Annotated in this window: 15 protein-coding genes; 10 read left to right on the top strand and 5 right to left on the bottom strand. The window is 61.3% G+C overall.

Features of this window, described 5'->3' with window-relative positions; translation table 11 throughout:
- The first annotated feature begins 15 nt into the window (after positions 1 to 15).
- From J3U87_RS20820 to ftsZ, 3 genes are all read left to right on the top strand, one after another.
- Positions 16 to 726, top strand: a complete 711-nt coding sequence (locus J3U87_RS20820) for a cell division protein FtsQ/DivIB (protein ID WP_237377702.1) — start codon at positions 16 to 18, stop codon at positions 724 to 726.
- Between the two features lie 7 nt (positions 727 to 733).
- On the top strand, positions 734 to 1,966 hold the full coding sequence (ftsA, locus tag J3U87_RS20815; protein ID WP_237377701.1) for a cell division protein FtsA: 1,233 nt from the start codon (positions 734 to 736) through the stop codon (positions 1,964 to 1,966).
- 138 nt (positions 1,967 to 2,104) lie between these two features.
- Positions 2,105 to 3,670 (top strand): cell division protein FtsZ, encoded by a 1,566-nt coding sequence (gene ftsZ / locus J3U87_RS20810; RefSeq protein ID WP_237377700.1) that lies wholly within the window; start codon positions 2,105 to 2,107, stop codon positions 3,668 to 3,670.
- A 74-nt stretch (positions 3,671 to 3,744) separates the two neighbouring features.
- Here the strand turns inward: ftsZ and aat are convergent, their stop codons facing one another.
- Complete coding sequence (aat, locus tag J3U87_RS20805) at positions 3,745 to 4,449, bottom strand: leucyl/phenylalanyl-tRNA--protein transferase (RefSeq protein ID WP_237377699.1); 705 nt, start codon at positions 4,447 to 4,449, stop codon at positions 3,745 to 3,747.
- 559 nt (positions 4,450 to 5,008) lie between these two features.
- On the opposite strand from aat, the gene J3U87_RS20800 reads away from it, so the two are divergent.
- From J3U87_RS20800 to J3U87_RS20780, 5 genes are all read left to right on the top strand, one after another.
- Entirely contained in the window at positions 5,009 to 6,676 is a 1,668-nt protein-coding gene (locus tag J3U87_RS20800; RefSeq protein ID WP_237377698.1) for a hypothetical protein, read from the top strand.
- A 141-nt stretch (positions 6,677 to 6,817) separates the two neighbouring features.
- Entirely contained in the window at positions 6,818 to 8,680 is a 1,863-nt protein-coding gene (locus tag J3U87_RS20795) for an O-antigen ligase family protein (RefSeq protein ID WP_237377697.1), read from the top strand.
- Positions 8,681 to 8,830: 150 nt separating this feature from the next.
- Positions 8,831 to 10,009: an HlyD family secretion protein gene (locus J3U87_RS20790; RefSeq protein WP_237377696.1), complete on the top strand. Its 1,179-nt coding sequence runs from the start codon at positions 8,831 to 8,833 to the stop codon at positions 10,007 to 10,009.
- Positions 10,009 to 12,705: an ATP-binding cassette domain-containing protein gene (locus J3U87_RS20785; RefSeq protein ID WP_237384522.1), complete on the top strand. Its 2,697-nt coding sequence runs from the start codon at positions 10,009 to 10,011 to the stop codon at positions 12,703 to 12,705. Before J3U87_RS20790 ends, J3U87_RS20785 begins: the two co-directional genes overlap by 1 nt.
- On the top strand, positions 12,702 to 14,837 hold the full coding sequence (locus tag J3U87_RS20780) for an ATP-binding cassette domain-containing protein (protein ID WP_237377695.1): 2,136 nt from the start codon (positions 12,702 to 12,704) through the stop codon (positions 14,835 to 14,837). Before J3U87_RS20785 ends, J3U87_RS20780 begins: the two co-directional genes overlap by 4 nt.
- A gap of 619 nt (positions 14,838 to 15,456) precedes the next feature.
- Here J3U87_RS20780 and J3U87_RS20775 read toward each other — a convergent pair.
- On the bottom strand, positions 15,457 to 16,404 hold the full coding sequence (locus J3U87_RS20775; protein ID WP_237377694.1) for a hypothetical protein: 948 nt from the start codon (positions 16,402 to 16,404) through the stop codon (positions 15,457 to 15,459).
- Positions 16,405 to 16,421: 17 nt separating this feature from the next.
- On the bottom strand, positions 16,422 to 17,807 hold the full coding sequence (locus tag J3U87_RS20770) for an MBOAT family O-acyltransferase (protein ID WP_237377693.1): 1,386 nt from the start codon (positions 17,805 to 17,807) through the stop codon (positions 16,422 to 16,424).
- A gap of 289 nt (positions 17,808 to 18,096) precedes the next feature.
- On the opposite strand from J3U87_RS20770, the gene J3U87_RS20765 reads away from it, so the two are divergent.
- Together J3U87_RS20765 and J3U87_RS20760 are read left to right on the top strand one after the other, a co-directional pair.
- Positions 18,097 to 18,675 carry an RNA polymerase sigma factor gene (locus tag J3U87_RS20765; RefSeq protein ID WP_237377692.1) on the top strand — a complete coding sequence of 193 codons (579 nt, stop codon included), beginning with the start codon at positions 18,097 to 18,099 and terminating at the stop codon, positions 18,673 to 18,675.
- Complete coding sequence (locus J3U87_RS20760; RefSeq protein WP_237377691.1) at positions 18,668 to 19,621, top strand: FecR domain-containing protein; 954 nt, start codon at positions 18,668 to 18,670, stop codon at positions 19,619 to 19,621. The genes J3U87_RS20765 and J3U87_RS20760 overlap by 8 nt, the downstream gene beginning before the upstream one ends.
- A 633-nt stretch (positions 19,622 to 20,254) precedes the next feature.
- On the opposite strand, the gene J3U87_RS20755 is transcribed toward J3U87_RS20760, so the two are convergent.
- Both J3U87_RS20755 and J3U87_RS20750 read right to left on the bottom strand, forming a co-directional pair.
- Positions 20,255 to 22,927 (bottom strand): serine hydrolase domain-containing protein, encoded by a 2,673-nt coding sequence (locus J3U87_RS20755; RefSeq protein WP_237377690.1) that lies wholly within the window; start codon positions 22,925 to 22,927, stop codon positions 20,255 to 20,257.
- Between the two features lie 172 nt (positions 22,928 to 23,099).
- A complete protein-coding gene (locus J3U87_RS20750) occupies positions 23,100 to 24,893 on the bottom strand; it encodes an amidohydrolase (protein ID WP_237377689.1) in 1,794 nt (597 codons plus the stop codon).
- Positions 24,894 to 25,828 lie beyond the last annotated feature (935 nt).

Genomic DNA, 25,828 nt, shown 5'->3' with positions numbered 1-25,828 from the left:
CTTTCGGGGTATTTCATGTTTTACGGGGTTCTTGCCATCGGTATATCGGCAATGATCGGTTACGGCTACCGAACCCTTCGCAGCCACCCCCGCTTCGCCATCCAGAAGATCGACATTCGCGGCGCTTCGCCCACGGCCGAACAGGAAATTCGCCAAATATTGTTGCCCGTCATGGGGCACAACGTCTTTTCGCTGGACCTCGGTTCGCTGAGGCAACGGGTGGTCGACCATCCGCGCGTCTCCGCCGCGGTGGTGCGCGGCGAAGTCTCCGGCATCCTGCACCTCGACGTTCAGGAGCACGAGCCGGCCGGCCTGGTTCAGGTGGACGACCGCGTGCTGGTGGTCAACCACGAGGGCGATTTCCTCGGCGCCTACGATCAATACGGCGCGCCGCTGGACCTTCCGGTTATCATTGGGCTGGAGGGACGCGAAGACCTGACCGAGCGGATCCGCAACGGGCTTTCCACCCTGGGCAAGATACGCGAGGCGAGTCTGATGTTCTGGGACAACATCGAAACGCTCGACATGAAGAACGCCGAAAACATGACCGTTTCCCTTCGCAGCGAAGCCGCTCCGATCTATCTGGGGCAAAAAGTGATCCCGGACAACATCAAAAATTACCTTTCCATTGCGCAGCGGGTTCGCCAAGAATACCCTCGATTGCACTACATCGAGTTGGGCTTTCCCAACCAGGTAGCCATCTTGCCCGAACGGGCCGAAGAGTAGGACATCCATGGCCAGACAGGAAAAATACATCGTTGGACTTGACGTCGGCACCAGCAAGATCACCGTGGTGGTCGGTGAGATCAAGCCCGAAAACCAATTGGACGTGATCGGCATCGGTACAGCCGAATCCTCCGGGTTGCGCAAGGGCGTGGTGGTCTCGCTGGAGAAAACGGTGGAAGGCATCCGCCGTGCGGTCGAGGAAGCGGAATTGATGGCCGGGATCGAAATCAGCCGGGTGTTCATCGGCATTTCGGGTAACCACATCAAGGGATTCAACAGTCGCGGTGTCATCGGCATCTCGACCAAGCAGAACGAGATTTTCAGTGAAGACATCGATCGCGTGATCGAGGCGGCCCATCCGGCGGGGATGCCGGCCGACAGTGAAATCATTCACGTGCTTCCACAAGAGTTCAAAGTCGACGATCACGAGGGCATCATGGACCCCAGCGGCATGAGCGGACGCCGCCTGGAGGTCAACGCCCACATCGTGACCGGTTCGACCACGGCCATTCAGAACATTTTGACCTGTGTGCATCGCACCGGGCTGAATCTGGCCGGCAAGGTTCTGGTCCAAAAGGCCAACGCTGAGGCGGTGTTGACCGAGGACGAGAAGGAGATGGGCGTGGCGCTGGTGGATATCGGCGCGGGCACGACCAATCTGGCGATCTTCGAGCGTGGCAGTCTGTGGCATACGGCGGTCATTCCCGTGGGCGGCTACAACTTCACCAACGACATCGCGATCGGGCTGAGAACCCCGATTCCCGATGCCGAAAAGATCAAGAAAAAATACGGCTGTGTCTTGGGCAGCTATATCGAAGACGACGCGGTCATCGAGATCAGCGGCGTCGGTACGCCTAAAACGCGCATCATTCCCCAACGCGCCCTGGTGGACATCCTCCAGCCGCGGGCGGAAGAGCTTTTGGGCCTGGTCCATCAAGAGATCCGCAAGGCCGGTTACGAATCGGTCATCAACTCGGGTCTGGTGATCACGGGCGGCAGTGCGCTGCTGACCGGGATCACCGAAATTGCCGAACTCGAATTCAGCTTGCCGGCGCGCCTGGGCAAACCTACCGGAATCGGCGGTCTGGTAGACGTGGTGTCCTCGCCGGCCTATTCGACGGCAATCGGTCTCATCAAATTCGGTCAAGCTGAAAACGGTCAAGGTCTGCGACCGACGGAAACCGGCGTTCGCAAAGTTTTCAAACGGATAAAGGAGTTTTTCCTGGCGGATTACATTTGAGCGCGTGGATGGGCGGATCCCGCGATCACCAAACCATCGGGCCGTGAACGGCGCATGTAGATCTTTCCAGGTTCCCGCCTGGTGGATTGGAATGGATTCGCGTGAATAAGAGGATGAATGGATGACAGGAGTGGGTGAATGATTGAGTTTGGAGACGATCAGACCAAAATCAACCTACAGTTCGAAGAAGAAACCCAGACACAGCCAGGTGCCAACATCAAGGTAATCGGGATCGGTGGCGGTGGCGGAAACGCCGTCGATCGCATGATCGAAGCCGGCGTCAGCGGCGTCGACTTCATCGTGGCCAACACCGATGCCCAGGCCTTGCGCCGCTCGCATGCACCGATCAAGATCCATATCGGCGGCAAGATCACCAAGGGTCTCGGCGCCGGCGCCAAACCCGAGGTGGGCCGCGAAGCCGCTTTGGAAGACACCAACGCGATCCTGGAGCACCTGGAAGGGGCCGACATGGTGTTCGTCACCGCCGGCCTCGGCGGCGGTACGGGAACCGGCGCCGCACCGATCATCGCGTCACTGGCCAGCGAGCTGGGCTCGTTGGTGGTGGCGGTGGTCACCTCGCCCTTTTCCTTCGAGGGTCCGCGCCGGCGTCGCAACGCCGAATCGGGTCTCAAGGAGTTGAAGGGCAGCGTGGACACGGTGATCACCATTTCCAACGACAAGCTGCTCAAGACCGTGCCCGACGACACGCCCTTCACCGAAGCCTTTCGCATCGCCGACGACGTGCTGCGTCAGGCCGTGCAGGGCATCAGTGACCTGATCAACGTCCCCGGCGTCATCAACCTGGACTTCGCGGACGTGAAGACGATCATGCAGGGTATGGGCGTGGCCTTGATGGGCAGCGGCACCGCGGCCGGCGACAACCGAGCGGTGGAAGCGGCCCAGAGCGCGATTTCCTCGCCGCTGTTGGAAGAAGCCAACATCAACGGTGCCCGCGGCGTGTTGCTGAACATCGTCGGCGGACCCGATCTCACCATGAGCGAGATCAACGAGGCCGCCTCGCTGATCCACCAGGCGTGCGACCCCGATGCCGAAATCATCTTCGGCGCCGTGACCGACGAGAAGATGACCGGAAGCGTGACGGTCACCGTCATCGCCACCGGCTTCTCGACGCCCAGTCGCGAGCTCCACGAGCCGACCAACGACAACGTGGAGTACTTCCAGCCAAGGGAACCGATCGTGCAGCCGCCGGCCGAACCGCCGGTCCAGCGCGAGACCCGACGTCCCGCGGCGCAACGCCCGGGCAACCAGCGGCCGACCAACCAACGCCAGGCAGCCGGTCCTCAGGGCACCCGCCAAAGTGGCAAGCGCCCCGCGCAACCCCGCAACGAGCGGGCGACCACGGCGGCCGATACCCGCCAGGGCGGTGGAAAACAGGTCGAGACCGGCGCCTACGAACGCCGACCGCGTACCAGCCACACGAAACAGGCCCCGGCGGCCAGCGTGGGTCACCCGTCCGAGCGCGAACGGCAAACCTACTACGGCCAAACCGCCAACGCACCCAAAATGGAAGAACCCGAAATGCTGCACGCCGAACCCGCGGCCGAGTTCGCGACGCCCGAGGAGACCTTGAAAAACATCCTCATGACGCCGCAGGGGTATGGTGCCAACAACATGGGATTCGAGGACGACAACGATCTCGACATTCCCACCTACCTGCGCAACATGCGCAAACTCAAAAAGTAAGTCTCGAAAAACACCCATTCCGACGGCGGCCCCTCGGGGTCGCCGCTTCTTTGGCACGCCGCACCCGATCGGGGTCAGTCGGTGCCGGTGGGTTCTTCGTGTGCCTCGGACCAAGACGGATTCCACAGGCCGGGTTCGTCGCGATGTCGCCAGAGTGCGTCCAGGTACCGGTCCCGCGGAATATGGGTCCCACCCATCGACGTGAAAAAATCGTTGGCGACCTGACAGTCGATGAAGACCGCTTCGCGATACATGTTCACCAAGGCGACCAACGCCACCTTGCTGGCATCGGGCTTCAGATAGAACATGCTCTCGCCAAAAAAGAACGGGCCCATGGCCACGCCGTACAGGCCGCCCACCAGCTCGCCGTCCTGGTAGGCCTCGATACTGTGGGCCAACCCCTGCTCGTGCAGCTTCTTGTAGGCTTCCTGCATCTCGTTCACGATCCAGGTTCCGTCCTGATCGGGTCGCTCCGCCAGGGCGCAATGCTCCACCACCTTGTCGAAGGCCGTGTCGTAACGGATTTCGAACACGCCCTTGTTGATGGTCTTCCGCAGGCTGCGCCGTAGTTTGAATTGCTTGGGGTACAGGACGAACCGCGGATCGGGCGACCACCAGATGATGGGTTCTTCTTCGCTGTACCAGGGAAAAATGCCGGTACGATAGGCAAAAATCAAACGCTCGGGACGCAAATCGCCACCGACGGCCACGATCCCTCGTTTCTCCGCCAATCGCGGATTGGGGAACCACAGCTCATCGTCAAGCTGGAAAATCGTCATTCACTCCTCGTAGGCGCAGGTGCCCGACTCCTCGAAAGTCACCTTCGAGTTTAACCCGAACGGGGTTCTCCGCGCGAGAGGGAACGGTTGCCGGCAGGGAGTGGTGATCGCCCCGAAAACGTCCGTCGAGAAAAACCGAACCAATGCTCTTTTCACGACACAAGCATGCACTCTTGTTTCACGCAATTTCCAATCATCCGGTTTTTTCGATATTCGTATTTTTCCGAAACAGTCTTGCAAGGGGTTCACCGGAGTGGTAGAGTGCCCGACATACGTACTTCGAAAAACCGTCTCGAAGTCACAACAAAGACCACAAACAAGGTCTTTTTATTTTTTCATCTTTTTTTGGCGGATGAACGGGCCATTTGGGACTTCCATGAAGTGTGGGCATTGTGCGTTCTCGTTTCCTCCGTCGCAGCGAGCGTGAAACATCGGTTCCATTCGGAAATTCTCCTTGCGACAAGTTAACGGCAATCGGTGTCCCATTGTACTTCGGCATCGTTCACAGCCACCCATCCACCGCATTGGCAATTTAGTTTAAACAGAGGTTTTACAGTTCATGCCTTCTTCAATGTCGAAATCTTTCTCTCGTTCTTTTCGATCCCGGGCACTCAAATCGACACTCTTCCTGCTTGCAGCCTTCGCCGTCTGCCTCCAAGTCTGGTCCGCGTTGCGCGACACCGATGAACAGCGACTCGGCGAAGACCTCTTCCGCATTTACGACCACGGCTTCGCCGATGGGGAAAACCACCGGACGGGCGTCCACGTCTTCAACCCTAGCCCCTACGACAGCGTCACCTTCACCCTGACCGCACTGAATGCGGACGGTATGACGGATCCCCTGCTCGTCGACGAAGACCAAAACGCCACGGACACCGTCGAAAAAACCCTGGAACCGTTGGCGTCGACCGTGATCCACACTTCTCGATCGGGCGCAGGCGCCGTAGCCGGCTCGATGAGCATGGTGACCCCGGAAGGCCTGAACCTGGCCGTTTGGACCCGCGAAACGACGCTGGATCCGAACGACGGGGCGGTCACCGGCCAGACGACGACTCGGTTCAGTGACTACCATGACGCCGCCAGCGAACTCGCTTTCCCCCTCGTCAAAGTTCGGGCGACCGAGGGAAGCGCCGCACAGCAAACCATCATCGGACTCCGCAACATCAATTCCCAAGCGGTGACCGTACAACTCGAGGCCTATTACGCGGGGACCACGACCCTCGCGAGCTCGACCCAATTCGATGTCTTTCCCCTGTACACCTTCAGCTTTCCGGTCACGCAGCTCTTGACCCTGGACGACGGCGAATACACGCTCTACGCGACCGCCACCGATCGCATCACGGGTTGGTCCTCGATTCACCAGGAGACCGCGATGGCCAAATTCGCCAGCCACACGGTGAACTTCACGATCGAGGATCTCGGCTCGGTCGGCCACCACCTCTCCTTCCTGCATCCCGGCACGGGTCAAAGCGAAACCAAATTGGCGTTTGCCCCGGTTTCCGCCGCACAGCCCAACAGTGGCCAGGTACTCACGGTCAACAGCGCCGAGCCCGGTGTCCCGACCGGCCACGATGTCGAAGAAGCCGCGGGTGTCGCCGCCCTCCTGGCGGATACCGAGGTGGTGACCGTCGGGGACTCGCCCATGGCCGTCCGTTCCAGTTTCCACCCGACCGACTTCGAACCGCGTTCGATGGCCATGACCGAAGGAAGCGATATCCTGGACGTGCACGGCCACTCGGATTTTCAATTGACGCGCAGTGCCTTGCCCGTCGACGGCGAACTCGATTACGAGGGCGCCTGGTCCGAATCGTCCCTGGTTCTCAACAACGTGCGGAATGCCCCTTTGCGCCTCGCCCTGGCCGCACTCGATCGGGATGGCACCGCCATGAACGTAACCTTCCTGGAACTGGAGCCGGGACTCAACCGCTTCCCCTTGTCCAGCTTGGTCGAGCCCGGCATCACGACGGCTTTCCTGCTGGAGCCGGTGGGACATGGCGCTCGCTACACGGCCGATCTCCTGCTGTACAAAAACGGTGACGGGGCCGGTGATCGCATCATGGACCGCGTCTCCGCCGTTCAAGTGCAAGGCAACCGGAATATCGCGGCCTATGCCACGATCGTCTCGCTTTGGGGTGATCGCGATCGAATGGACTACTGCACCAACTCGGAGCGGACGGATGTGCTTCACATCATTCACTACGTGGATTCAGGCTACCGGTGCCAATGATCCCGGCGCGACGGAGTCACCCGTAACCCCAATCACCCGGGCCTTGGAACCATAGGATCCAAAGGCCCGGATTCACGAAGCGAACCGCGTTTCCAGAGGGGAACGCGGTTTGTCGTTCGACTCTCTCGAGATGGCCGCTTCATGTCCAATTCCGTCCTACAACGATCCACCCCTGAACACACCGCCCTGATCCTGACCCGTGCGGCGATGATCCTGCTGCCACTCTGCTACCTTCCGGGATTGGCGGATCCTGCCGGTATCCCGCGCTTCCTGTTGGTCCAGGTTTGGGCCTTGGCGGTGACCCTGTGTTTCTGCGTGTCGCGCAGTACGGGGGCAAGGGCCCGCGTACCGTGGGCGACCTTCGCCATGTGGCTGGTTTTCGCAGGCGTCTCCCTGATTTGGGCCCACGATCGGCTGTCCGCCGGTTGGAAGCTCGCCAAACTGGTCACACTGGTACAGGCGATGCCGCTGGCGGCCTGGCTCTGGTCGATCCCCGGCGCCCGCGAACCCCTACTTCGAACGGCCCTATGGTCGACGGTACCGGTCTCGCTGATCGGGCTGGCCCAGTACGCCGGCCTGGACGTACCACCCTTCGTTCAGCTCTTTCCACCGTCATCGACCTTCCTCAACCGGAACCTTGCGGCCCAATTCCTGACCGGCGTCCTCCCGATCGGCTGTGTCCACCTGCTGTGCGGCGAAACGAGAACCATGCCGCTTCGACTGGCAATGGTCCTGCCGGGTGTCGGCTACCTGTTCGCGACCGGGACCCGCGCCGCCTGGATCGCGATCGGCCTGGCATCGGCGATCGCCTTCGCGTTTTACGTGTTTCGGGCCCGACGCGGAACCGATAACGGGCATCTGCTTCGAGGCATCCTGTTGGCCGGGACCCTGCTCCTGTTCGGCCTGGGCATCATGGCGACCAAAGGAACCGCCCACGCCGACACGCCGCTGCGTAAGCTGCTGAGTTTCGCCAATCCGGGTGAAAACCGCGACGGCCAGGTGAATACCGTCTCGGTTCGGGCGTCCCTTTACGCGAATTCGATGAAGATGGTCGTCGACAAACCCCTGACGGGTGTCGGCCTGGGCCAGTTCCCGGTCCACTACCCCCGTTATCACGACGCGGTCATGGACACCGCCACCTACGCGCTGCACGTCGCACCGAAACGGCTACACAACGATCTGCTGGAAACCCTGGTCGAACTGGGTCTGCCGGGCTTTCTGTGCCTCTGCCTGCTCGTCGGGCTGGCCATGTTCGGCTATCTGAACGGGATTTCGCGAAGTGACGGTGATTCGTGGAGACAATGCCTCGGAGCCGCCGCGGCGTTGTGCGCCCTTTTGATCGACAGCCTTTTCTCCTTTCCGCTGGCCATGCCCGTATCCGGCTGGCTGTTTTGGTTCTGGATGGGTTGCGGGGTATCCTCCCGGGAACCCGCTGCCGCAGAAAACGAACATCATCCGAAACCAAGGACCGCGCGACGTTTGGCGCAGCTTATCCCACTGATCGCGCTTCAAGCGATCCTGATTTGGCTCTACATCCAGGCGGGTTGGGCCTCGAAGCTGCTGGCCGCAGGCAACGACCTGGAACGCCAGGGCCGCATCGCCGAGGCGGCGGCGTTTATGGAAGCGGCCCACACGCGGTTTCCGGTGGATATCAAGGCACTGGATCGATGGGTCACCCTGGCCGTCAACCAGGATCCCGACCGAGGCCACGCGGTCGCGGTCGCCCAGGCCTTTTCCAGACGTCGTCCCTACAGCGGCAACGGCCTCTTCCGCCTGGCCATCGCACTGAAGGACGCGGGCCATGCGGACGCCGCCCAAACGGCGTTGGCGGGCGCGGAACGGTATGGCGGGGTATCCGAAAAAACCCGACTTCTGGCGGGCATGTTGGCCGAACGAGCCGGTCGCATCGACCAGGCTCGCGCCTGTTACGAGCTGGCCTTGGCATTGGCGCCTCATTATCGACCAGCCGGCGACGCCCTGCAAAGACTCCGAAATCAAGAGTGACGAATGAAGTCAAATTCCTGATTTTGGTTCAATTTCTCGTTTGATTTTGCAAAGATAGAGATACCGTTTCCCCACCCTGGCGCCCGTTTTCCCGTAAACCCCCCGTTCTGTTGCATATTGCATCCATGAACGCATATCACCGGAGCGTCAATGTCGGTATTGTTCTCGCAAACGATGCGCGCTATCCGCGCAGACAACCCGAAATACTTGATAGCGGGTAAGGTACTTATTTTATTGGTGATTTTCGTCTGGGGATACTGGTTCTTCTTCTCATCACTGCTGCTTTTCGAGTCATCGGATCGATGCCGCCTGGAACAGTTTCCGCCACCGCACCCGCTGACCACCCAATCGGCGGGCAAGGTCGCGAACCAATACATGGCCCTGGGACAGGCGGTTCAGAAGGACGAGGTGCTGCTGGTCCTGGATGGTGAGGAGCTGCGATTGGAACAGAGTTCCGTCCAGGCGGAGTGGCGCATGTTGGAGCGTCAATTGGCGGCCTTGGAGGATCAGATCAGGGCCCAGAAGGAAGCGGTCGGGCTGATCCGGAAGGAAGCGGACCAAGCCCGAACCGAGAACGAGGCCCGCCTGCGCGAGGCCGAGAGCAGGTCGGAACAGGCCGCACGGGAATCGGCGCGAAACGAGGACCTGTTTCGCAGGGGCATCCTGCCGGAGGCGGAAGCGCAACGGACCAGCGCGGAGCTGAACCAGTCACGGGCTCGTTCGGAAGTGCAGCGCGCCAGCCTCGCGCGCCAGGGAACCAGCATCGGCCAGGAAGCGGCACTGGCCCGTGCGGAACTGGCGGAACTGGAACGCGAGCGGGAGGTGCAACTGGCGCGTTCGGAATGGTTGCGCAACCAGAACGCCCTCTATACCCATCGCCTCCGCCACTTGGAGATTCGCGCCCCAGTCAGCGGAACGCTGGCCGACGTGGGAACCTACCCGAGCGGGAGCTTCGTGAGCCAGGGAGAAACGCTCGGCACCATTCTGCCCACCGGTGATTTGATCGCCGTCGCCTGGTTCGAGCCACGCCAGTCCCTCGCGCGTATATTTCCGGGCCAACGCGCCCGCATCAAGCTCGACGGATTTCCATGGACCCAATTCGGCTACCTGCCGGCGACGGTTCGCCGCACCGGACGCGAGACCCGCGACGGCAGAGTGCGCATCGAGATTCAACTCGAGCCCCCCAGCGAATACCGGGTCCCTCTCCAACACGGTCTGCCGGGCACGGTGGAAGTCGAAATCGAACGCATTTCACCGGCAGCCCTTTTATGGCGCATGCTCGGTCGCATGGGCAAATCGAACGAGGACGTTCGCGCGGAGGGAACTTGATGCTCCATGGCGGCGCCCTGTCCGCGCGCTTTCTGATTCCCGAGCGCATACAGAACTCGGACATGGACAGCGGACCCACGGCCCTCAAATGCCTGATGGAGGGCTTGGGCGTGGAGGCCAGCCTGGATGAACTGCGCCGGTTGTGCCGCACGGCCGTCGACGGTACCGACGCCTCGGCCATCGGCCACCTGGCCTGCCGTTTCGGGGTTCAGGTACGCGAGGAAATCGTTCCCGCCGAACTCCTGTTCCAGGACAGGCACAGCACCCGGCCCTCGATCATCAAAACCAGCCGAATGCGGGGCAGCAACCACTTCTGTGTGGTTTGGAACCAACTGGGGAGCCGTCTCCAGGTGCTGGACACGCGCAGGGGCCGCTGCTGGCCCAAACGCCGTCGGTTCTTGGAGGAGGCGGAGGAAATCCGGCGCAAGATCGACGAGGTGGACTGGCGCCAATGGGCCGGCGAGACCTCGTTTCTCGATCGCCTGGACCGAGTGCTGGATCGGCTGGGCATTGCCGTCGACACACGGGAGACCCTGATCGCGGCGGCCCTGGCGGACACCTCGTGGTTCGGCCTGGCCGCGTTGGAGGCGGCCACGCGTCTCACCATGGCGCTGGTGGACAGCGGCGGCCTGGATCGCGGCAGCGAAGCCGAACACGCGCTGCAACGCCTGGTCCACCGCGTCGTCGAGACGCCGGGTCGCGTCGATGCGGTCATTCCGGAACGCTATTGGAGCGTGGTGCCCACCAATCCCGACGCGGAAGGCCACGATCAGCTCGAGCAGCGCGGCGTCCTGGTGCTCAGCGTGGAGGGATTGGGGCGCCCCAATCCGGTCACGGGCTCCAGCCCGAGACCCATTCGCCGCGCCCGCCTGCCCCATCCGATGACCTACCTGTTGCACCTCATGCTCCAGGACGGTTTGGTCATGCCGCTGTTCTACCTGCTGGCCCTGGCGGTGATGGCCTCCGGCACCATGATCGAGGCCCTGCTCTTCCGCTCCCTGCTCGACATGGGCGCCACCCTCAACGCCAACCAACGGCTTTCCGGGATCCTGATCATTCTGCTTTTTCTCGTCAGCCAGCTCGCCCTGCAGTTCCTGATCACCCAGGCCCGCCTGCGCATCGGCGGTAAGATCGAAGCCCGCCTGCGCATGGCCTTTCTCCAGAAATTGCCGCGCCTGAGCCGGGCCTACCTGAGCACGCTGTCCCTGGGCGATATCAGCGAGCGCTGCCACAGCGTGACCGACATCCGCCAGATATCCAGCGTGGTCAGCCGCATCATCAACAACACCTTCGGGCTGATTCTGACCACCGCCGGCCTCATCTGGCTCGACCCACGCGTGGCCGTGCTCGCGATCGTCGGCACCACGCTGTTCCTGGCGCTGCCCCTCTTCCTCGCACCGCTGTTGGCGTCGCCGGACATGCGCCACCGCACCCACGGCGGCAGCCTGACGACCTATTACCTGGATTCCCTCAAGGGACTGGTCGCCTGCCGTACCCACGGAGCCGAGCGCTCCGTATCGCGGGCCCACGACTGCCTGCTGGTGGAGTGGACGCTCTCGGGTCGCGCCCTCCAGGTTCGCGCGGTCTGGATCGAGGGCCTGACCACCTTGGCCGGTTTCAGCCTGGCCGCGGCCCTGATCATCGTCCACCTCCAGGCCGCCCAACAGCTCGGTTCGGTGTTGCTTTTCGCCTTCTGGGCCCTGCGCATTCCGATCGTCGGTGAAACCCTGATCTCCGGGGTCCAATCCTACCCGGGCATTCGCAACCGGACCCTACGCTTGATGGAAGCCATCTTCGCCAGCGACGACTCCCAAATCACCACCGGCAAGGACACGCTCTACAGCCTCGGCCGCCAAGCGGTCACCGATCCGAACCGCGGCATCGAGATCGACATGCGCCAGGTCTCGGTCAAAGCCAGTGGCCAAACGATTCTCAAGGATATCGACCTGCGCATCCGCGTCGGCGAACACGTGGCCATCGTGGGGCCCTCGGGCGCGGGCAAGTCGACACTCGCCGGGTTGCTGCTGGGCACGCATCGACCCAACCAGGGTGAAATCCGCATCGACGGTTCGCGCCTGGATTTCGAGAAACTGGAGTGGCTGCGCGCCAAGACCACCTGGGTGAGCCCCGCCGTCAACCTTTGGAACCGCAGTCTCTTGGCCAACATTCAATACGGGGCGGAACCGGAAGTGCGGCGCTCGATGGCCGAGCTCTTCTCGAGCGCCATGCTCTACGACGTCATCGAAAGCCTGCCGCGCGGATTGCAGTCCGAATTGGGAGAGGAAGGCACCTTTCTCTCCGGTGGACAGGGCACCCGCGTCCGGCTGGGCCGCGGCCTGATGCGCCCCGGGGCCCAACTCATCATTCTCGACGAGCCGTTTCGCGGGCTGGACCGCGCCGCACGCCGCGATTTGCTGCAGACGGTGCGTCATTGGTGGCCGGAAGCGACGATTCTCTTCATCACCCACGACGTGCGAGAAGCGATGTTGTTCGATCGCGTGGTCGTCGTGGAGGACGGCACCATCAGCGAGGACGACCACCCGAAAAACCTCAAGGCCAAGACCACCAGCCACTTCAACCGGCTCTTGGAGGCGGAACAGCGACTCACCAGTGACCTTTGGCAAGGACCCAACTGGCGACGGGTGCATATGAGCAAGGGCAGATTCGGCGCGGAAGGCGCGGAGGATTCGCCATGAACGGCCTGGAACTCTGGAGCTGGCCCCAGGACAAGCTGGGAGAGTGCCTCGAGGCCCTGGCGCGACGAGCCAATCTCTCGCCCAAGCTGGCCCGTGCACCGCACCTGCCGGAAGATTTCAACGTCTATCACCACGAATCGCTGAGCAAATGGATCGTGGAAGCCTGCGGCTGGCTGAAGATCGAGGCCGAACCGGTGGAAATCCCCTTCGGGCAGATTCACGACCTGTTGCGGCGCGGCGGCCCGGCCCTCCTGACCATTGCGAGCGGCGGCGGCCGTCACTTCGTGGCGCTGTGCGGCAGCCATCGCGGTCACGCCCGAGTGCTGGGGCCCGACTCGCGCATCTACCGACTTCCCTTCGGCGAGCTCGAGGCCCTGATCGTGGGCGGCGTCCCCGAGAGCGAAGATCTCCAATTGGATCTGCTGCTGGACACGGCCGGCGTGCCCCTGGATCGACGCGCCCAAACCCGCTTCCAACTGGCTCGCAACAACCTAAATCAAAAACACTTCGATCAGGCATGGCTACTGCGCTTGCCGCCCGAAGCGCCCCTCTACAAGCATTTGGGCCAGGCCCGGGTCACCCTGCACTTCGCCGCCCTGGTCGTCTTCTACATCATGGCCCACCTGTTGTTCGTGGGTTCCTGGTGGGTCATCATCAAAGGCGTGTTGGAAGGCCGCATCGACCAGGCGACCCTGCTGGCCTGGGTCCTGATGCTGCTCAGCATCGTGCCGTTCCGCATGTTGACTACTTGGGCTCAAGGCCTGGTGTCGCTGGGCATCGGCGGCGTCTTCAAGGAACGCCTGCTGCGCGGCATTCAACGGCTGGATCCGGAAGAGATTCGCGGGCGCGGCTCGGGCCAGTTGTTGGGCCTGGTGCTCGAATCGAGAACCCTGGAATCGCTCTCCCTGAATGCCGGCTACAGCGCCCTGTTCAGCGTGATCGAGCTGGGTATCGCGCTGGCGCTGCTCTTTCAGGCCGAGGCGTGGTGGCTGGCCTGGCTGCTGATCGTCTGGACCATCCCCATCGCCCTGTTTTTCCGAACCTTCCAGCGGCGTTGGGAATCGTGGACCGACCTACGCCTCCAAATGACCAACGATTTGGTGGAATCCATGTACGGCCACGACACGCGCCTGGCCCAGGAGCCCCGCGACACCTGGCACAAGAACGAGGACTGGTCGCTGGCGCGCTATTTTCAACTGTCGCTCAACATGGAATTGCACGGCTATCTGCTGATGAACTTCAGCTCGCGCGGCTGGCTGATCCTGGGCGTGATCGGCTTGATCCCGCTGTTTGCCTGGGGCGGCCCCACACCGGAATCGGTGGCCATGAGCCTGGGCGGCATTCTGCTGGCCTTTCGGGCCCTGTACAAGCAGCGTTCCGGCTTTCTCAACCTGATCAGCGCCCTGGTGGCGTGGCGCAATACCCTGCCCCTGATCGAGTCGGCCACCCGAGCACCGATCGCCCGTCCTCCCTCACCAAGTCTGAGCCCGATGGACCTCGACACCAGCATTCGGCACCGCAACCTGCTGCTGGAGGCCTACGACCTGGTGTACCGCTACCAGCGAAGCGGGCAACCGGTTCTGCGCGCCGACCATTTCACGATCCGCGAGGGCGAGCGCATTTTGATCGAAGGTCGGTCGGGCAGCGGCAAGAGCACCTTCGCGGCCCTGTTGCTGGGCTTGCGCAATCCCGATTCGGGCCTGGTCCTGATCCACGGGCTCGATCGCCACACGCTGGGCGAGGAAGGGTGGCGCCGCTGCATCTCCGGGGCACCCCAATTCCACGTGAACCACATCTTCAGCGGCAGCCTGGCCTTCAACCTGTTGATGGGGCGCGGCTGGCCTCCCTGCCAAGAAGACCTCGAGGAGGCCGAGGAGATCTGCAACGAGCTGGGTCTCAGCCCGCTGTTGAGCCGCATGCCCGCCGGACTGATGCAGTTGGTCGGCGACAACGGCTGGCAGCTTTCCCACGGCGAGGCGAGCCGGGTATTCATCGCGCGGGCGCTGTTGCAACACGCGGAACTGATCATCCTGGACGAGAGCTTCGGCGCCCTGGACCCCGAAAGCCTACAGCAGGCCATGGCCTGCGTCTTCCGGCGGGCGAGAACGTTGATCGTCATCGCCCATCCGTGAAGGCCACCTGCCTTGAAGCACATCCGTTTGGAGTCCCCGAATGCCGAGAGATTCGTCCTGCCCGGTAGGTACATCCGCTGGATGTACCTTTCGAAGCGATTCATGCGAGGAGTTCCCGCATCCCGAGAGATTCGTCCTGCCCGGTAGGTACATCCGCTGGATGTACCTTTCGAAGCGATCCTGGCGAGGAGTTCCCGCATCCCGAGAGATTCGTCGTGCCAGGTAGGTTGGCCGGCCCGGCCGACTTTTCGAAGCAGCCCATGCTTCGCAAGATCGAGTGGTAAAAGAGCGAAGCGGATAAGTCGGGCCTCCGAATCTCTCGATAGTCGATTTCTCCGTGCTCCCTCTCGATCAGAGTTCAGGGCTTCGCTCTTTAGCCCTGTTATCACCCGAAGCGGTTGTTGCTTCGATTGGTGGAGCAAGCTGCTCCACCTACAGGCCTTACGCCTCTCTCAAAATGCGGGGACTTTGAATTTCATTACTTCGAACAGTCGGCCCGGCGCCCTGGGCGAGCCCGGCACCTACAGGCTTTACGTCTCTTACGCGCGCACGGGCTCCCCGAGCAATTCGCTTCGATTAGCCTGAGCAGCAACTCGATCGAGGGTCCGGTTACACGGGTTCAGGACGCCGGTTCGAGCAGTTTCCCAAACGAGAGGGTTTCCCCTTTTTCGTACTCGGCCAGGGCCTTCAGCACCTGTTCAGCCAAGGGTCGATCGGGGTGATAGGGGTCCTTGTAGGCTTCCGCGTCGCGGTTGAGCGGATGGTCGTAATCGAAATCGATCGTCGGCGCGATCGCCGCCAATTCGGCCTTGAACCTGACGTAGGTGGCCTCCATCTCGAGTTCGGCGATCTTGGCGTGATAGTCCCGATGCAGCGGGGGAACGATGAACATGAACTCGATCCCGTGCTCTCCGCAATAGGCGGCCACGTCCTTCAGTTGGGCCAGTAGCCGGTCGGGATAGTGGTAATTCATCAATATGCGTTCGGTGGAAACATCCAACTGATACTGCCAAAAGGTCTCTCGATCCATCGGCGGCGCTTCGGTCGGGTAGGTATTGCGCCAGTGGTTGGCCAGGGTGGCGACCGATCTCCGGGCCACGTACAGGTTGGTGTAGTAGGTGAACGCGTTGGTGGTGATTTTCTGGGGTGTCGCGAATCGGTTTCGCGCGTTGTTCTCGTTGAACATGTCGAAATTCATGCCGAACACCACGCGTTGCGGCCGGTGATACTCGAGCCCGAACCAGAAGGCCGTCAACATCTCCTGAAAGGAGCCCCCGCCAAAGGCGAAGTTGAATTGGGTTTCGCCCGTAAGGTCCTCCAGAACCTCGACGTCGAGGTTTTCCGTCCGGGAATCGCCGAAATAGACCACTTGCGGCGCTTTGTCCCGAAAGGCGAGGATGTTCCACAGGTGATAATTCTTGCGGAAGTTCGAGCGTTCCTGATTCAATTCGAACACCGGTGGTCGGCGATACAGGAAGGGATCGACCAGGATGTTGAACCCACCGAGCGCGGACAGCATGCCGAACGACAGGATCGCGAGATAGAGATTGTATCGGCGCCAAGGCATGTTCCCTCCTTCCCGATCTAAAACTGGAAGTAAATGAATTCGCTGACTTTGTTCATGTTGGCGATGCAGCAGACGATGATCACCGCGGTCAGCAGCGCCCACTTCCTGTCGGGTTGCATCTTCTCGGCGACCTCGAGGGTGTTGGGCGCGAAATTGACGATGAGAAACAACAGGGGAAGCGCCACCAACTCGGTGTACCGTCCGGGAAAGTAGTGCAGGCTCCCCAATTTGAACCCGGAAAGGCCCACGAGGCCACGACAGACCTTGATCGCCGCTTCGAAGTCGGTCGCCCGGAAAAAGACCCAGGACAGCAACACGGCCAGGAAGGTGGCGAGTCGGCCGATCATCCAGTGGACCTGGATTTTGGTGGCCCGAACCCCGTGGTTGAGAATCAGATAGAGGCCGTGAAGCCCGCCCCAAATGACGAAGGTCCAGCCGGCGCCGTGCCACAGGCCGCCCAGCAGCATGGTCAGCATCAGATTCACGTAGCGGCGACCCTTGCCCTTGCGGTTACCGCCGAGCGGGATGTAGAGGTAGTCGCGCAGGAAGCGGGACAGGGTGATGTGCCAGCGTCGCCAAAAGTCGACGATGTTGTTGGCCTTGTACGGCGACCTGAAATTGACCGGGATCTTGATGTTGCACATCAGGCCGAGGCCCAGGGCCATTTCGGAATAGGCGGAGAAGTCGAAGTAGATCTGGAAGGTGTAGGAGAGAATGGTGCCCCAGGCCTCGATGAAGGACAACTCGGTGGCCTGATCGAAACCGGGCGTGGCCCACAGCGCGAGCGTATCGGCGATTACCACCTTCTTGAACAGCGCGAAGAAAAAAATGAAGATGCCCTTCGCGAAGTTCTCGTGCAGGAACAGGTAACAGGCCGCCTCTTTGAATTGGGGCAGGATTTCCTTGTGGTGCACGATCGGCCCGGCGATCAACTGGGGAAAAAAGCAGACGAACAGCGAGTAGCTGACGAAATCGTATTCGCGGGTGAGTTGACGATAGGAATCGACCAGATAGGCGATCTGCTGGAAGGTGAAGAAGGAAATGGCGAGCGGCAGCACGATGTGTGGATCGGCCAGGGTGTATCCCAAAACCGCATTGATGTTTTCGATGAAGAAGCCCACGTACTTGAAGTACCCGAGCAGGGCCAGGTTGACGGTGAGCCCCAGGGTCAGCAGCATGCGGCTCTGCTTGCGCGACAGGAGAATGCCCAAGGCGTAGTTGACCACGATGCTGAACAGGATCAACGGCAGATAGCGGTAGTCCCAGTATCCATAGAAAAAGAGCGAGCCGAGCACCAGGACGACACGCGAAAGAAGGTACCGGCGCGACAACGACACCGTGAAGAAAGACAGCAGGACGATGGGCAGAAAAACGAAAATGAATTCAAATGAATTAAATAACATGAGTTCAATCCGTGGTGTGAGTTGTCAAGGAAACCGGATTCGGTGACGGGTTCGCGACTCGTTGGCAACGCGAAGCCGCATCCGCCCACGAGCCAATGGTTCGCGGGTATGCCGCTTTGTGGTTAAGTCACTTTTTTATTGGAGCTTGGGCGGAATTTTGCGTTGGCAGCATAGCACACGAGAGCGGGGTTCGGCTACCGACGCGATCATCGCACTGTCGTTATTTTCACTCATTTTCGAAGGATTTCTCTCGATGGCGGCATCCAACCCATCGGAGAGACCCCCTACCATGAGACACCTATCTGATCGGTACCTGGTGAAACGCATCCTTGCCGGGGATGAACAGGCGTTTCAGGCGTACTACGAGGAATATTTCCCCAAGCTGTACCGCTTTGTCCTGCCCCGCGCACCCGACGACTGGGTCGCGGACATCCTCCAGCAAACCATGGTTCTGGCCGTGCGCAAGCTGCACACGTACCGAGGCGAAGCCGCGTTGTTCACCTGGTTGTGCACCATTGCGCGCAACGAAATCGCCGGACACTACCGGCGCCAGGGTCGGGAAATGGTGCCACTGCAGGAGGATCACCCGGAAATCCAAGCGGCACTGGCCTCGCTGGCCGCGGATGCGGAATCCCCGGAAGGCACCGTGCACCGCCGCGACATCGAACGCAGGATCTGGATCGCGCTGGACAACCTGCCCTCCCAATACGCAGCCGCATTGAGGATGAAGTACCTGGAGGACATGTCCATGCGGGACATCGCGCGGTCCATGGAGACCACGGTCAAAGCGGTCGAATCCATGTTGACGCGTGCCCGCGCTGCATTTCGCGATGGGTTCATCGCGGTTTCCGGAGGACAGCATGACTGATCCATTGCCCGACCCCATCGAACACCTCCTGCGCGCCACCATGCCGCAGCAACCGCCCCCGCAGTTGACCGAGCTCATTCGCGCGGAAACCCACAAAGCCTGGCGTGCATCGGTCAGGCGTCGACGTCTCCAGCGCCGCCTCGGGTGGGCCGCCGCAATCGCCGCGGCGCTGATGGTGGCGCTTTGGATCCGGTCACAAGCACTCTGGCCGGCGCCGACATCGCTGGGACACGTGGTGAAAATCCACGGAGCGGTCACCCTCGATCACGCCGTCCTGGAAGGGGCCGCGGCATTGCGGGCGGGCCAGGTTCTTCGCAGCGGAGATTCGAGCGGTGTGGCGATCGACATGGAAGCGGCTTCCCTGCGGATCGGCCCATGGACCGAAGTGACCCTGGTCGGCCCCAACCGAATCAGTCTCGATCGCGGCCTGATCTATTGCGAGACCTCGTCGTCGGATGCCGACCCGCTGGTGATCGCCACCGCCTGGGGAGAGGTGCGCCACCTGGGCACCCAATTCATGGTGAACGTCGAACGGCAGACGCTCAGAATTCAGGTCAGGGAAGGCGAAGTTCTGTGGCACGACGAACGCATCGGCGCGGGTCGACAGGTGACGCGCCATGCGGACGGGCGCATCACGCGGAGCTCGATTCAGGCGAACGACCCGACCTGGAGCTGGATCGGCGAATTGGCGATCGTCCCGGACATGCGCGGAAAACCGGTTCACGAATTCTTGGCCTGGTATGCTCGCGAGACGGGTTTCCGGCTAGCCTACGCGGATGCCCGAACGCGGCGAAACGCGTTGAATCATCAACTGCGGGGGGATTTTTCGCGGTTTTCGGCGCGAGAGGCCCGGATCGTGGTGGAGAAGACCACCAACCTGATCCTTCGCGAGTCGGACGACAGGTTGGAGGTGTCCTCGGGCCCGGCGCCCCCGCCCCTACCGTGACCGGCCCGCAGGATGAACATGTCGAAGCGATTCATGTCAGGAGTTCCCGCATGCTTTGAGGGCCGGCGCGGCGGTAGGTTGGGCCGCTGGCCCGACTTGTCGAAGCGGCCCAGGCTTCGAAAGATAGAGTGATAAAAGAGCGAAGCCGGTAAGCCGAGTCTCTAGATCTCTCGATGATCGACTTTGATCTATGTCTGATCGCTTCGATCAGTTTACTTGAAAGTCTGTCCACGAATCACGCAGATTGACACGAATTTGAAGTCCATCCTCGGATCCCGTAGTCCCTATTTTTTTGATTGACCGGCGGAATTGCGGAGACCATTCCGTGGAAATACTCTGGTTCGTGGACAAAATTGCTCGGAGTCCCCGAATGCAGAGAGATTCGTCGTGCCAGGTAGGTTCAGCAGGGGCGGTAAGTCCGCCGGATGTACTCTTCGAAAGGATCAAGACCGCGTCAATACGAAACGCCAAAGAGCGAACCACCGATAGAAGCAGGAGCTCCGGAATGTGCGACCAGCGGTCGCACCTACCTGGCACGACGACTCTCTTCGAAAGCCGGGACCTCCGTGCTGACTAGCTTCGCGTGGTTTCTTTCTGACACGACGCCGCCCGCCTCCGAACCGAAGAAAAGGACTACGGCGCTTCGTCCAATTTGGCATCGAGAATGAGGTGCTCCACTTCGGAAAGGCCGGCGCCTTGGTCTCTCCGATCGGTATTGACGCGCCGCACGTACACCAGTTCCTCCTCCGGAATCACGCGAATGATATGGCCCCCGCTGCCGCGCGTGGAGTATCCACCGGTCTTCTCGATCCACCACATATAGCCGAAGCCGTTGGCAGCGCCGACATCGATTTCGGAATGGGAGGAAGTGCTTTCTTGAATCCACGACGCCGGGATGACCTGGCGCCCATCCCAAGCCCCATGCTGGAGGTAGAGCTGGCCGATCCGGGCCATGTCCCTGGCCGTCACGCGGAAGTGATAGGCGGGATGTTGTGAGCGAAATCGCTCGAACAGGTCGAAGCCGTCGACCACGTGGAAATCTTGCATGGCCAGCGGTTCCGCCAGAAATTGAGCAAACGCTTCGTGCACACCGTGGCCCGTTTGCTGCTCGAAAATGGTGCCCAGTGCATTGAAGTCCCAATTGTTGTAATGGAAGTGGGTACCCGGCGCGTGACTGCCCCGCGCCGGTCGCCCCGTGGACGTAGTGGATGCCGCGGGAAGGTAGATGCCGGACCTGGCTTTCAGCAGATCGGCGACCGTGGCCTGTTTTTCGATCGACGTCAGGGGCGTGGCATCGTCGATGCCCAAATCCGCCAAAGTCGCGTCCAATTCGATGACGCCCTCTTGCGCGAACATGCCGTAGAGCCCGCTGAGAAACCCTTTGCGGATGGAATGGCAGAGATAACGGCGGCTCACGTCTCCCCAGGAAACGAGCACCTTGCCACGGTAGAGCGCCAGAAAGGCCGCACTGTTGGTCGCGTCGTATGCCAATCGCGCTTGTGCCAACTTGTCGGCGGAAAAACCGGCGTCTTCGGGCGTGGCGTAGCGCGGCAGGGAACCGGGATCACGGCAGGCGCCCGGACCGTAGAGCGTCTGAATGACCTCCAACCCGCGTGCGAAGCCGGAGTCGGGAAGGAAATTGGAGGTGCCCGCGACCATCAAATTCCGTTCGGGCCAACACAGCACGAAGGCGCCGTTGAAGCCGGTGGCCCCGATCAAGCGAGCACCCGGAGCCAGACAATCCCGATCCTTGATCATGATCAATCCGAGCCCCACATGAGCGAAACCTTCGTCGTAGCCTACGGGTTCGAGCAGCAGGTCCAGCGTCTGGGGATCCTGGAAGAGTGCACCCTTCAACAGGGCACGAAAGAAGGTGATGAGATCACCGGTCGTGGTAACGAGCGCCCCAGCCGCGCGATCAAACGCGAATCCGGGAATATCGAGGACATCGATCTCCTCCAACCACTCCGACGCAATGGGTGCGGGGATGTTCGGCGCCAGTCCCTCCAAGGCGGTGTGGTTCATTCCGAGCGGGCTCAAAATACGTTGGTCCAGCATTTGGTCGTAGGTGGCACCGGTCACGGATTCCAAAACAGCCACCGTCAAAAGGTCGTTCAAATGGGAGGCACCCCGCTCCTGACCCGGCAGTACCTTGGCTTGAAGATGGGTGCGGGCCCAAGCCAACAGGTCGGTGCGGGTCCAATCCCTGTCCGGAGCCGCGAGTATTTCGTTGATGAACGGAACTGCTCCCGAGTCTTCCTCTTCCAAAAGGTTGGGGAGTCCACTGCGATGGGCCAGCAATTGCCGAGTCGTGATCTCGGCGGAGTGATCTCGGCTATCGACCACCACCAATCCGCTGTATAAATCCGCAGCCAGGTAGCGGGCGATCGGCGCATCCAGGTCCAACTGGCCGGTCTCGGCCAATTGCAGCGCGAGCACCGCCAGCACCGCCCCCGATACCAGCCGGGCCCGGAAGCGGTGGGTTCCTTCGACCGGGCCCACACCTTCGCGAAAGGACAGGCCCAGTTCGGGCGCCTCTACGTGGAGGATGGAACTGACCCTGGTGGCGGGCGCTTCGATTTCGGCTTGGAGTTGGGCCCGCAGCGCGGCGGCCGTTTCGGGTCCGGCCACATCGGGTGCAAACGATTCGGCCGGGACCGCCACGATTTGGCGCACGCCCTCGGCGAACGAAAGCGCCACCACCAGGACCTCCACATCGGAGGACAACCGCAACACGGCGGTTTCCGGAATGGTTCCCGAAAAGGTCTGGGCCAGCATCGCCACAAACTTACTGCGAGGACCGACTTCCAGGGTTTTGGATTCCATCAGCAATCCTTCCGGAGTGAGCAGGTCCAGGGTCAAGGTGGCCATCGAATCGTTGGGATTGGTCAGCGCGAAACCCGAGGCCCACCCATCGCTTTCCTGCAGGAACGGCAGGATCAGGTGGGTTCCCTTGTCGCCGGACAGGGACAGGCTGCTGGATCCGCCAGATGTCGAGGTAAAGACCATCATGCCGGTGAGTTCCGTATCATCCGTCTCGATTTCCAACCAGCCCGTCTCGCTGGCGAGGGTCGGCAACAGGGTTTCGAGATCCCGAACCAACCCACCTCTCGGCGGGAGCACGAGGGAAGCCTGCCCCGCGGAGTCGCCTCCGTCATCGTAGGCCCGAATGCGAACTTCGGTTTTTTGGGACGACGGGTTGTGAATGCTGAGGCGGGTTTGCCAAAGCCCGTCCTTCACCGTGAAATGGGGAAGATAGTGCAGGGTTGCAGCCGTGCAATTCAGGGAGAGAAGGAGGATCGTCATCAAACGCATCGGAACACCTCGAGGTGGACAGGTTGCGCCGGGTATGCGGCAACACGCACTCCGGAGAGGAACCCGATGCGCCTACGAGGGAAGCGGGAACGCAAAAGCCCGGGAGCCTCTACCCAACGGTCGCTTGTTGGATGACGCGCCGGTGGAAATCCTTCTCGGAATCCTAAAAAAAGGTCGCGGACGGATCGCGAAACACTGTGCGCCCGCCCAACATCGTCACCAAGACCCTGGTGCGACCAATCGTTTCGGGCTCGACCTGGAACACGTTGCGGTCCAACACGATCAGGTCCGCATACTTGCCGACCACCAGCGAGCCCGTCTCCTTCTCCTGGCCCATGGCATAGGCGGCGTTGAGCGTGTAGCACCGCAGTGCCGTGGCCAGGTCCGGCAGGCTTTGGTGCTCGCGAAACAGGCTGCGCTGAATGCCCACGAAGGGATTGAGGTCGCTCACGTCCCAATCGCTGCTCAGGGTGACGGTGGCCCCGGTATCCCAAATGGAGCGGACCGGTACGAAATCCCTCGCCCGGGAGCCGATGAACCAGGCGCTCTCGTCGCGATGTGACGGGTCGGTGAACGAACCGGCGACCTGGAAATCGGCGATCACGTCCAATTGGGCGAAGCGGTGGCGATCGGCGGGATCGACCATTTCGACGTGGGTCAATCGATGCCGTCTCCGATATCGGTCACCATTGCGGCCCCGCGCGGTCTCGATCGCGTTCAACGCCTCGCGCACGCCGCGATCCCCGATCGCGTGGATGTGGAAATCGAAGCCTACCCGCTCCAGCTCGGTGATGTAGGTGGCCAGCCGCTCCTCGTCGAAGTAGTTCAGGCCGGTGGGTCCGGCCAAGTTCGGTGAATTGCGATAGGGCGCCAACAGGGCGGCGGTCCCGTTGTGCACGATGCCGTCGCTGTAGACCTTGATCTGGGAAAGGCGCACCAGGCGATTGGGCTTGTTGTCGTACATGGACTTCAAGGTCCGCAACTGCTCGGCATCCTCTTTCTGGGGATAGGCCCAAAGACCGAGCACGGCCCGCGCCGTCAAGGTACCCTCGCGCTCCGCCCTGCGGTAGACCTCGTGAAAGCCGCGCGTCCAGTAGGTACGCGCATCGCAAAAGGAGGTAATGCCGTTGCGTGCGAGACGATCCAGGGAAAAGAGCAATCCCTCGTAATGGAGCTGCATCAGCTCGTCCGTGGGCGCGAACGCCTTTTCGAAGGCCAAATCGCCCGCGTTGTCGATCAACAGACCGTTGGGTTCGCCCGTCCGGGGATCGCGGGCGATGATCCCGCCGGGTGGATCTGGCGTACCGCGTTCGATGCCCAGGGCCCGCAAGGCCGCGGTGTTGACCCACACCGAATGGGACGTTTCCTCCATCATGGCCGCGGGCGTGTCACCGAGGCCTTCGTCCAAGATGAGGCGCGGCGCGGTTTCCGCCTCCAGCAAAGTGATGATCGAAAACCCAAAGCCCAGCACCCAGGGCGTGCCGATCTGTTGGGGGCCACATTGGGCGAAAGTGTCGAGGAAATCGTGCGGATCGGATTCACCGTCCAACTGACAGGTCCCTCCCACCAGCGATCCCGCTTCGAGCGGGTGCATGTGGACATCGTGAAAGCCGGGCATGACCATGCGCCCACCGAGGTCGATCACCTTGGTCCCACTCCCCAGGAAGGCGTCCACACCGGCGTCGTCACCCACGTACAGGATGCGGCCGTCGCGAATGGCAACCGCCTGGGCCCAGGGCCTGCTCTCGTCCATGGTGAACACTTCGGCGTTGCACAGGATCGTGTCCGCCACCGCGGGCTTCCATTCGCAATCAACCTTGTTCGAAGCAGCGGCGACTTCGGTCGCGGTCGGTTGCGGCCGTTCGGTCCCATCGGAAGCGGTGCAGGCGCCGAACATCGGCAAAAAGAAGGCGCTCAGCAACAGGATCGTGCGTCGGAAAAGCGTTTTTTCGAGCATCGTTTTCTTCTCCAGAGGTTTCGAGCGAGCCGTCGACTGATTGGCGGAGACGTTGTTTCAACAAGGGTTTCGGCCCGATTCAGCAGCGAGGATCTCACCGAAATAAATTTCAAATATTTACAATCTATCACAAAACGAGATCCCGGTTGAAATTAATCCAATACCTTAAAAATCTAATTGAGCGATTCTGCCGAGACCACAAAATCGGCATCGAGCCGCCCCATAAGGAAAAACGTCACCTTGCAGGTTCTCCGCGGAGTTCAAGCCACCTCCGGCTGGCTCTTCGCAAAGCCGCCCCTCCAGGGCTGGATACGGGCACCCCGAACAACCAGGGTTACGGCGCCTTCGGCACCTCACCCTTCGCTGTTCTGTGTCGTCCCTTCAGGACGCCCGCTGGTGGCGCACCTCCGGTGCGCGTTTTTATCTATTTGTGATCCCAACATACGGTTGGCCATCCCTCCAGGATTGGCCGCGAACGGTGAACAATCGAGCATTCGGTTAACCCCGATGGTGCTCATCCCAACACACCGCAAGGCTGGGATGGACCTGCCCCGGCTCGCGCTGAAAGTGCGAGCGGACGTCACTTTGGACCACAAATTTTTTAAAACGCGCACCGCAGGTGTGCCACCAGCAGGGACCCTGAAAGGGTCAAACAATACAGCGAAGGGTAAGGTGCCGCTGAGGCACCGCAACCCTGGTTGTTCGGGGTGCCCGAACCCCAGCCCTGGAGGGGCGGAACTACGAAGCCGTTCGCGGAATCCACACCACCTCCGGCTGGCTCTTCGCGGAGTTCACGCCACCTCCGGCTGGCTCTTCGCAAAGCCGCCCCTCCAGGGCTGGATACGGGCACCCCGAACAACCAGGGTTACGGCGCCTTCGGCACCTCACCCTTCGCTGTTCTGTGTCGTCCCTTCAGGACGCCCGCTGGTGGCGCA

The sequence above is a fragment of the Sulfidibacter corallicola genome, from assembly GCF_017498545.1.
In the GTDB taxonomy this organism is placed as follows: Bacteria; Acidobacteriota; Holophagae; order Acanthopleuribacterales; family Acanthopleuribacteraceae; genus Sulfidibacter; species Sulfidibacter corallicola.
This window is presented reverse-complemented; position numbering and strand designations above follow the sequence as displayed.

Bases quoted from the DNA above. Each gene is read 5' to 3' on its own strand.
- ftsZ (WP_237377700.1), top strand. From the start codon at position 2,105: ATGATTGAGTTTGGAGACGATCAGACCAAAATCAACCTACAGTTCGAA.
- J3U87_RS20755 (WP_237377690.1), bottom strand. From the start codon at position 22,927: ATGACGATCCTCCTTCTCTCCCTGAATTGCACGGCTGCAACCCTGCAC.
- J3U87_RS20770 (WP_237377693.1), bottom strand. From the start codon at position 17,807: ATGTTATTTAATTCATTTGAATTCATTTTCGTTTTTCTGCCCATCGTC.
- J3U87_RS20775 (WP_237377694.1), bottom strand. From the start codon at position 16,404: ATGCCTTGGCGCCGATACAATCTCTATCTCGCGATCCTGTCGTTCGGC.
- J3U87_RS20820 (WP_237377702.1), top strand. From the start codon at position 16: ATGTTTTACGGGGTTCTTGCCATCGGTATATCGGCAATGATCGGTTAC.
- J3U87_RS20750 (WP_237377689.1), bottom strand. From the start codon at position 24,893: ATGCTCGAAAAAACGCTTTTCCGACGCACGATCCTGTTGCTGAGCGCC.
- J3U87_RS20790 (WP_237377696.1), top strand. From the start codon at position 8,831: ATGTCGGTATTGTTCTCGCAAACGATGCGCGCTATCCGCGCAGACAAC.
- J3U87_RS20765 (WP_237377692.1), top strand. From the start codon at position 18,097: ATGAGACACCTATCTGATCGGTACCTGGTGAAACGCATCCTTGCCGGG.
- J3U87_RS20800 (WP_237377698.1), top strand. From the start codon at position 5,009: ATGCCTTCTTCAATGTCGAAATCTTTCTCTCGTTCTTTTCGATCCCGG.
- aat (WP_237377699.1), bottom strand. From the start codon at position 4,449: ATGACGATTTTCCAGCTTGACGATGAGCTGTGGTTCCCCAATCCGCGA.
- J3U87_RS20785 (WP_237384522.1), top strand. From the start codon at position 10,009: ATGCTCCATGGCGGCGCCCTGTCCGCGCGCTTTCTGATTCCCGAGCGC.
- J3U87_RS20795 (WP_237377697.1), top strand. From the start codon at position 6,818: ATGTCCAATTCCGTCCTACAACGATCCACCCCTGAACACACCGCCCTG.
- ftsA (WP_237377701.1), top strand. From the start codon at position 734: ATGGCCAGACAGGAAAAATACATCGTTGGACTTGACGTCGGCACCAGC.
- J3U87_RS20760 (WP_237377691.1), top strand. From the start codon at position 18,668: ATGACTGATCCATTGCCCGACCCCATCGAACACCTCCTGCGCGCCACC.
- J3U87_RS20780 (WP_237377695.1), top strand. From the start codon at position 12,702: ATGAACGGCCTGGAACTCTGGAGCTGGCCCCAGGACAAGCTGGGAGAG.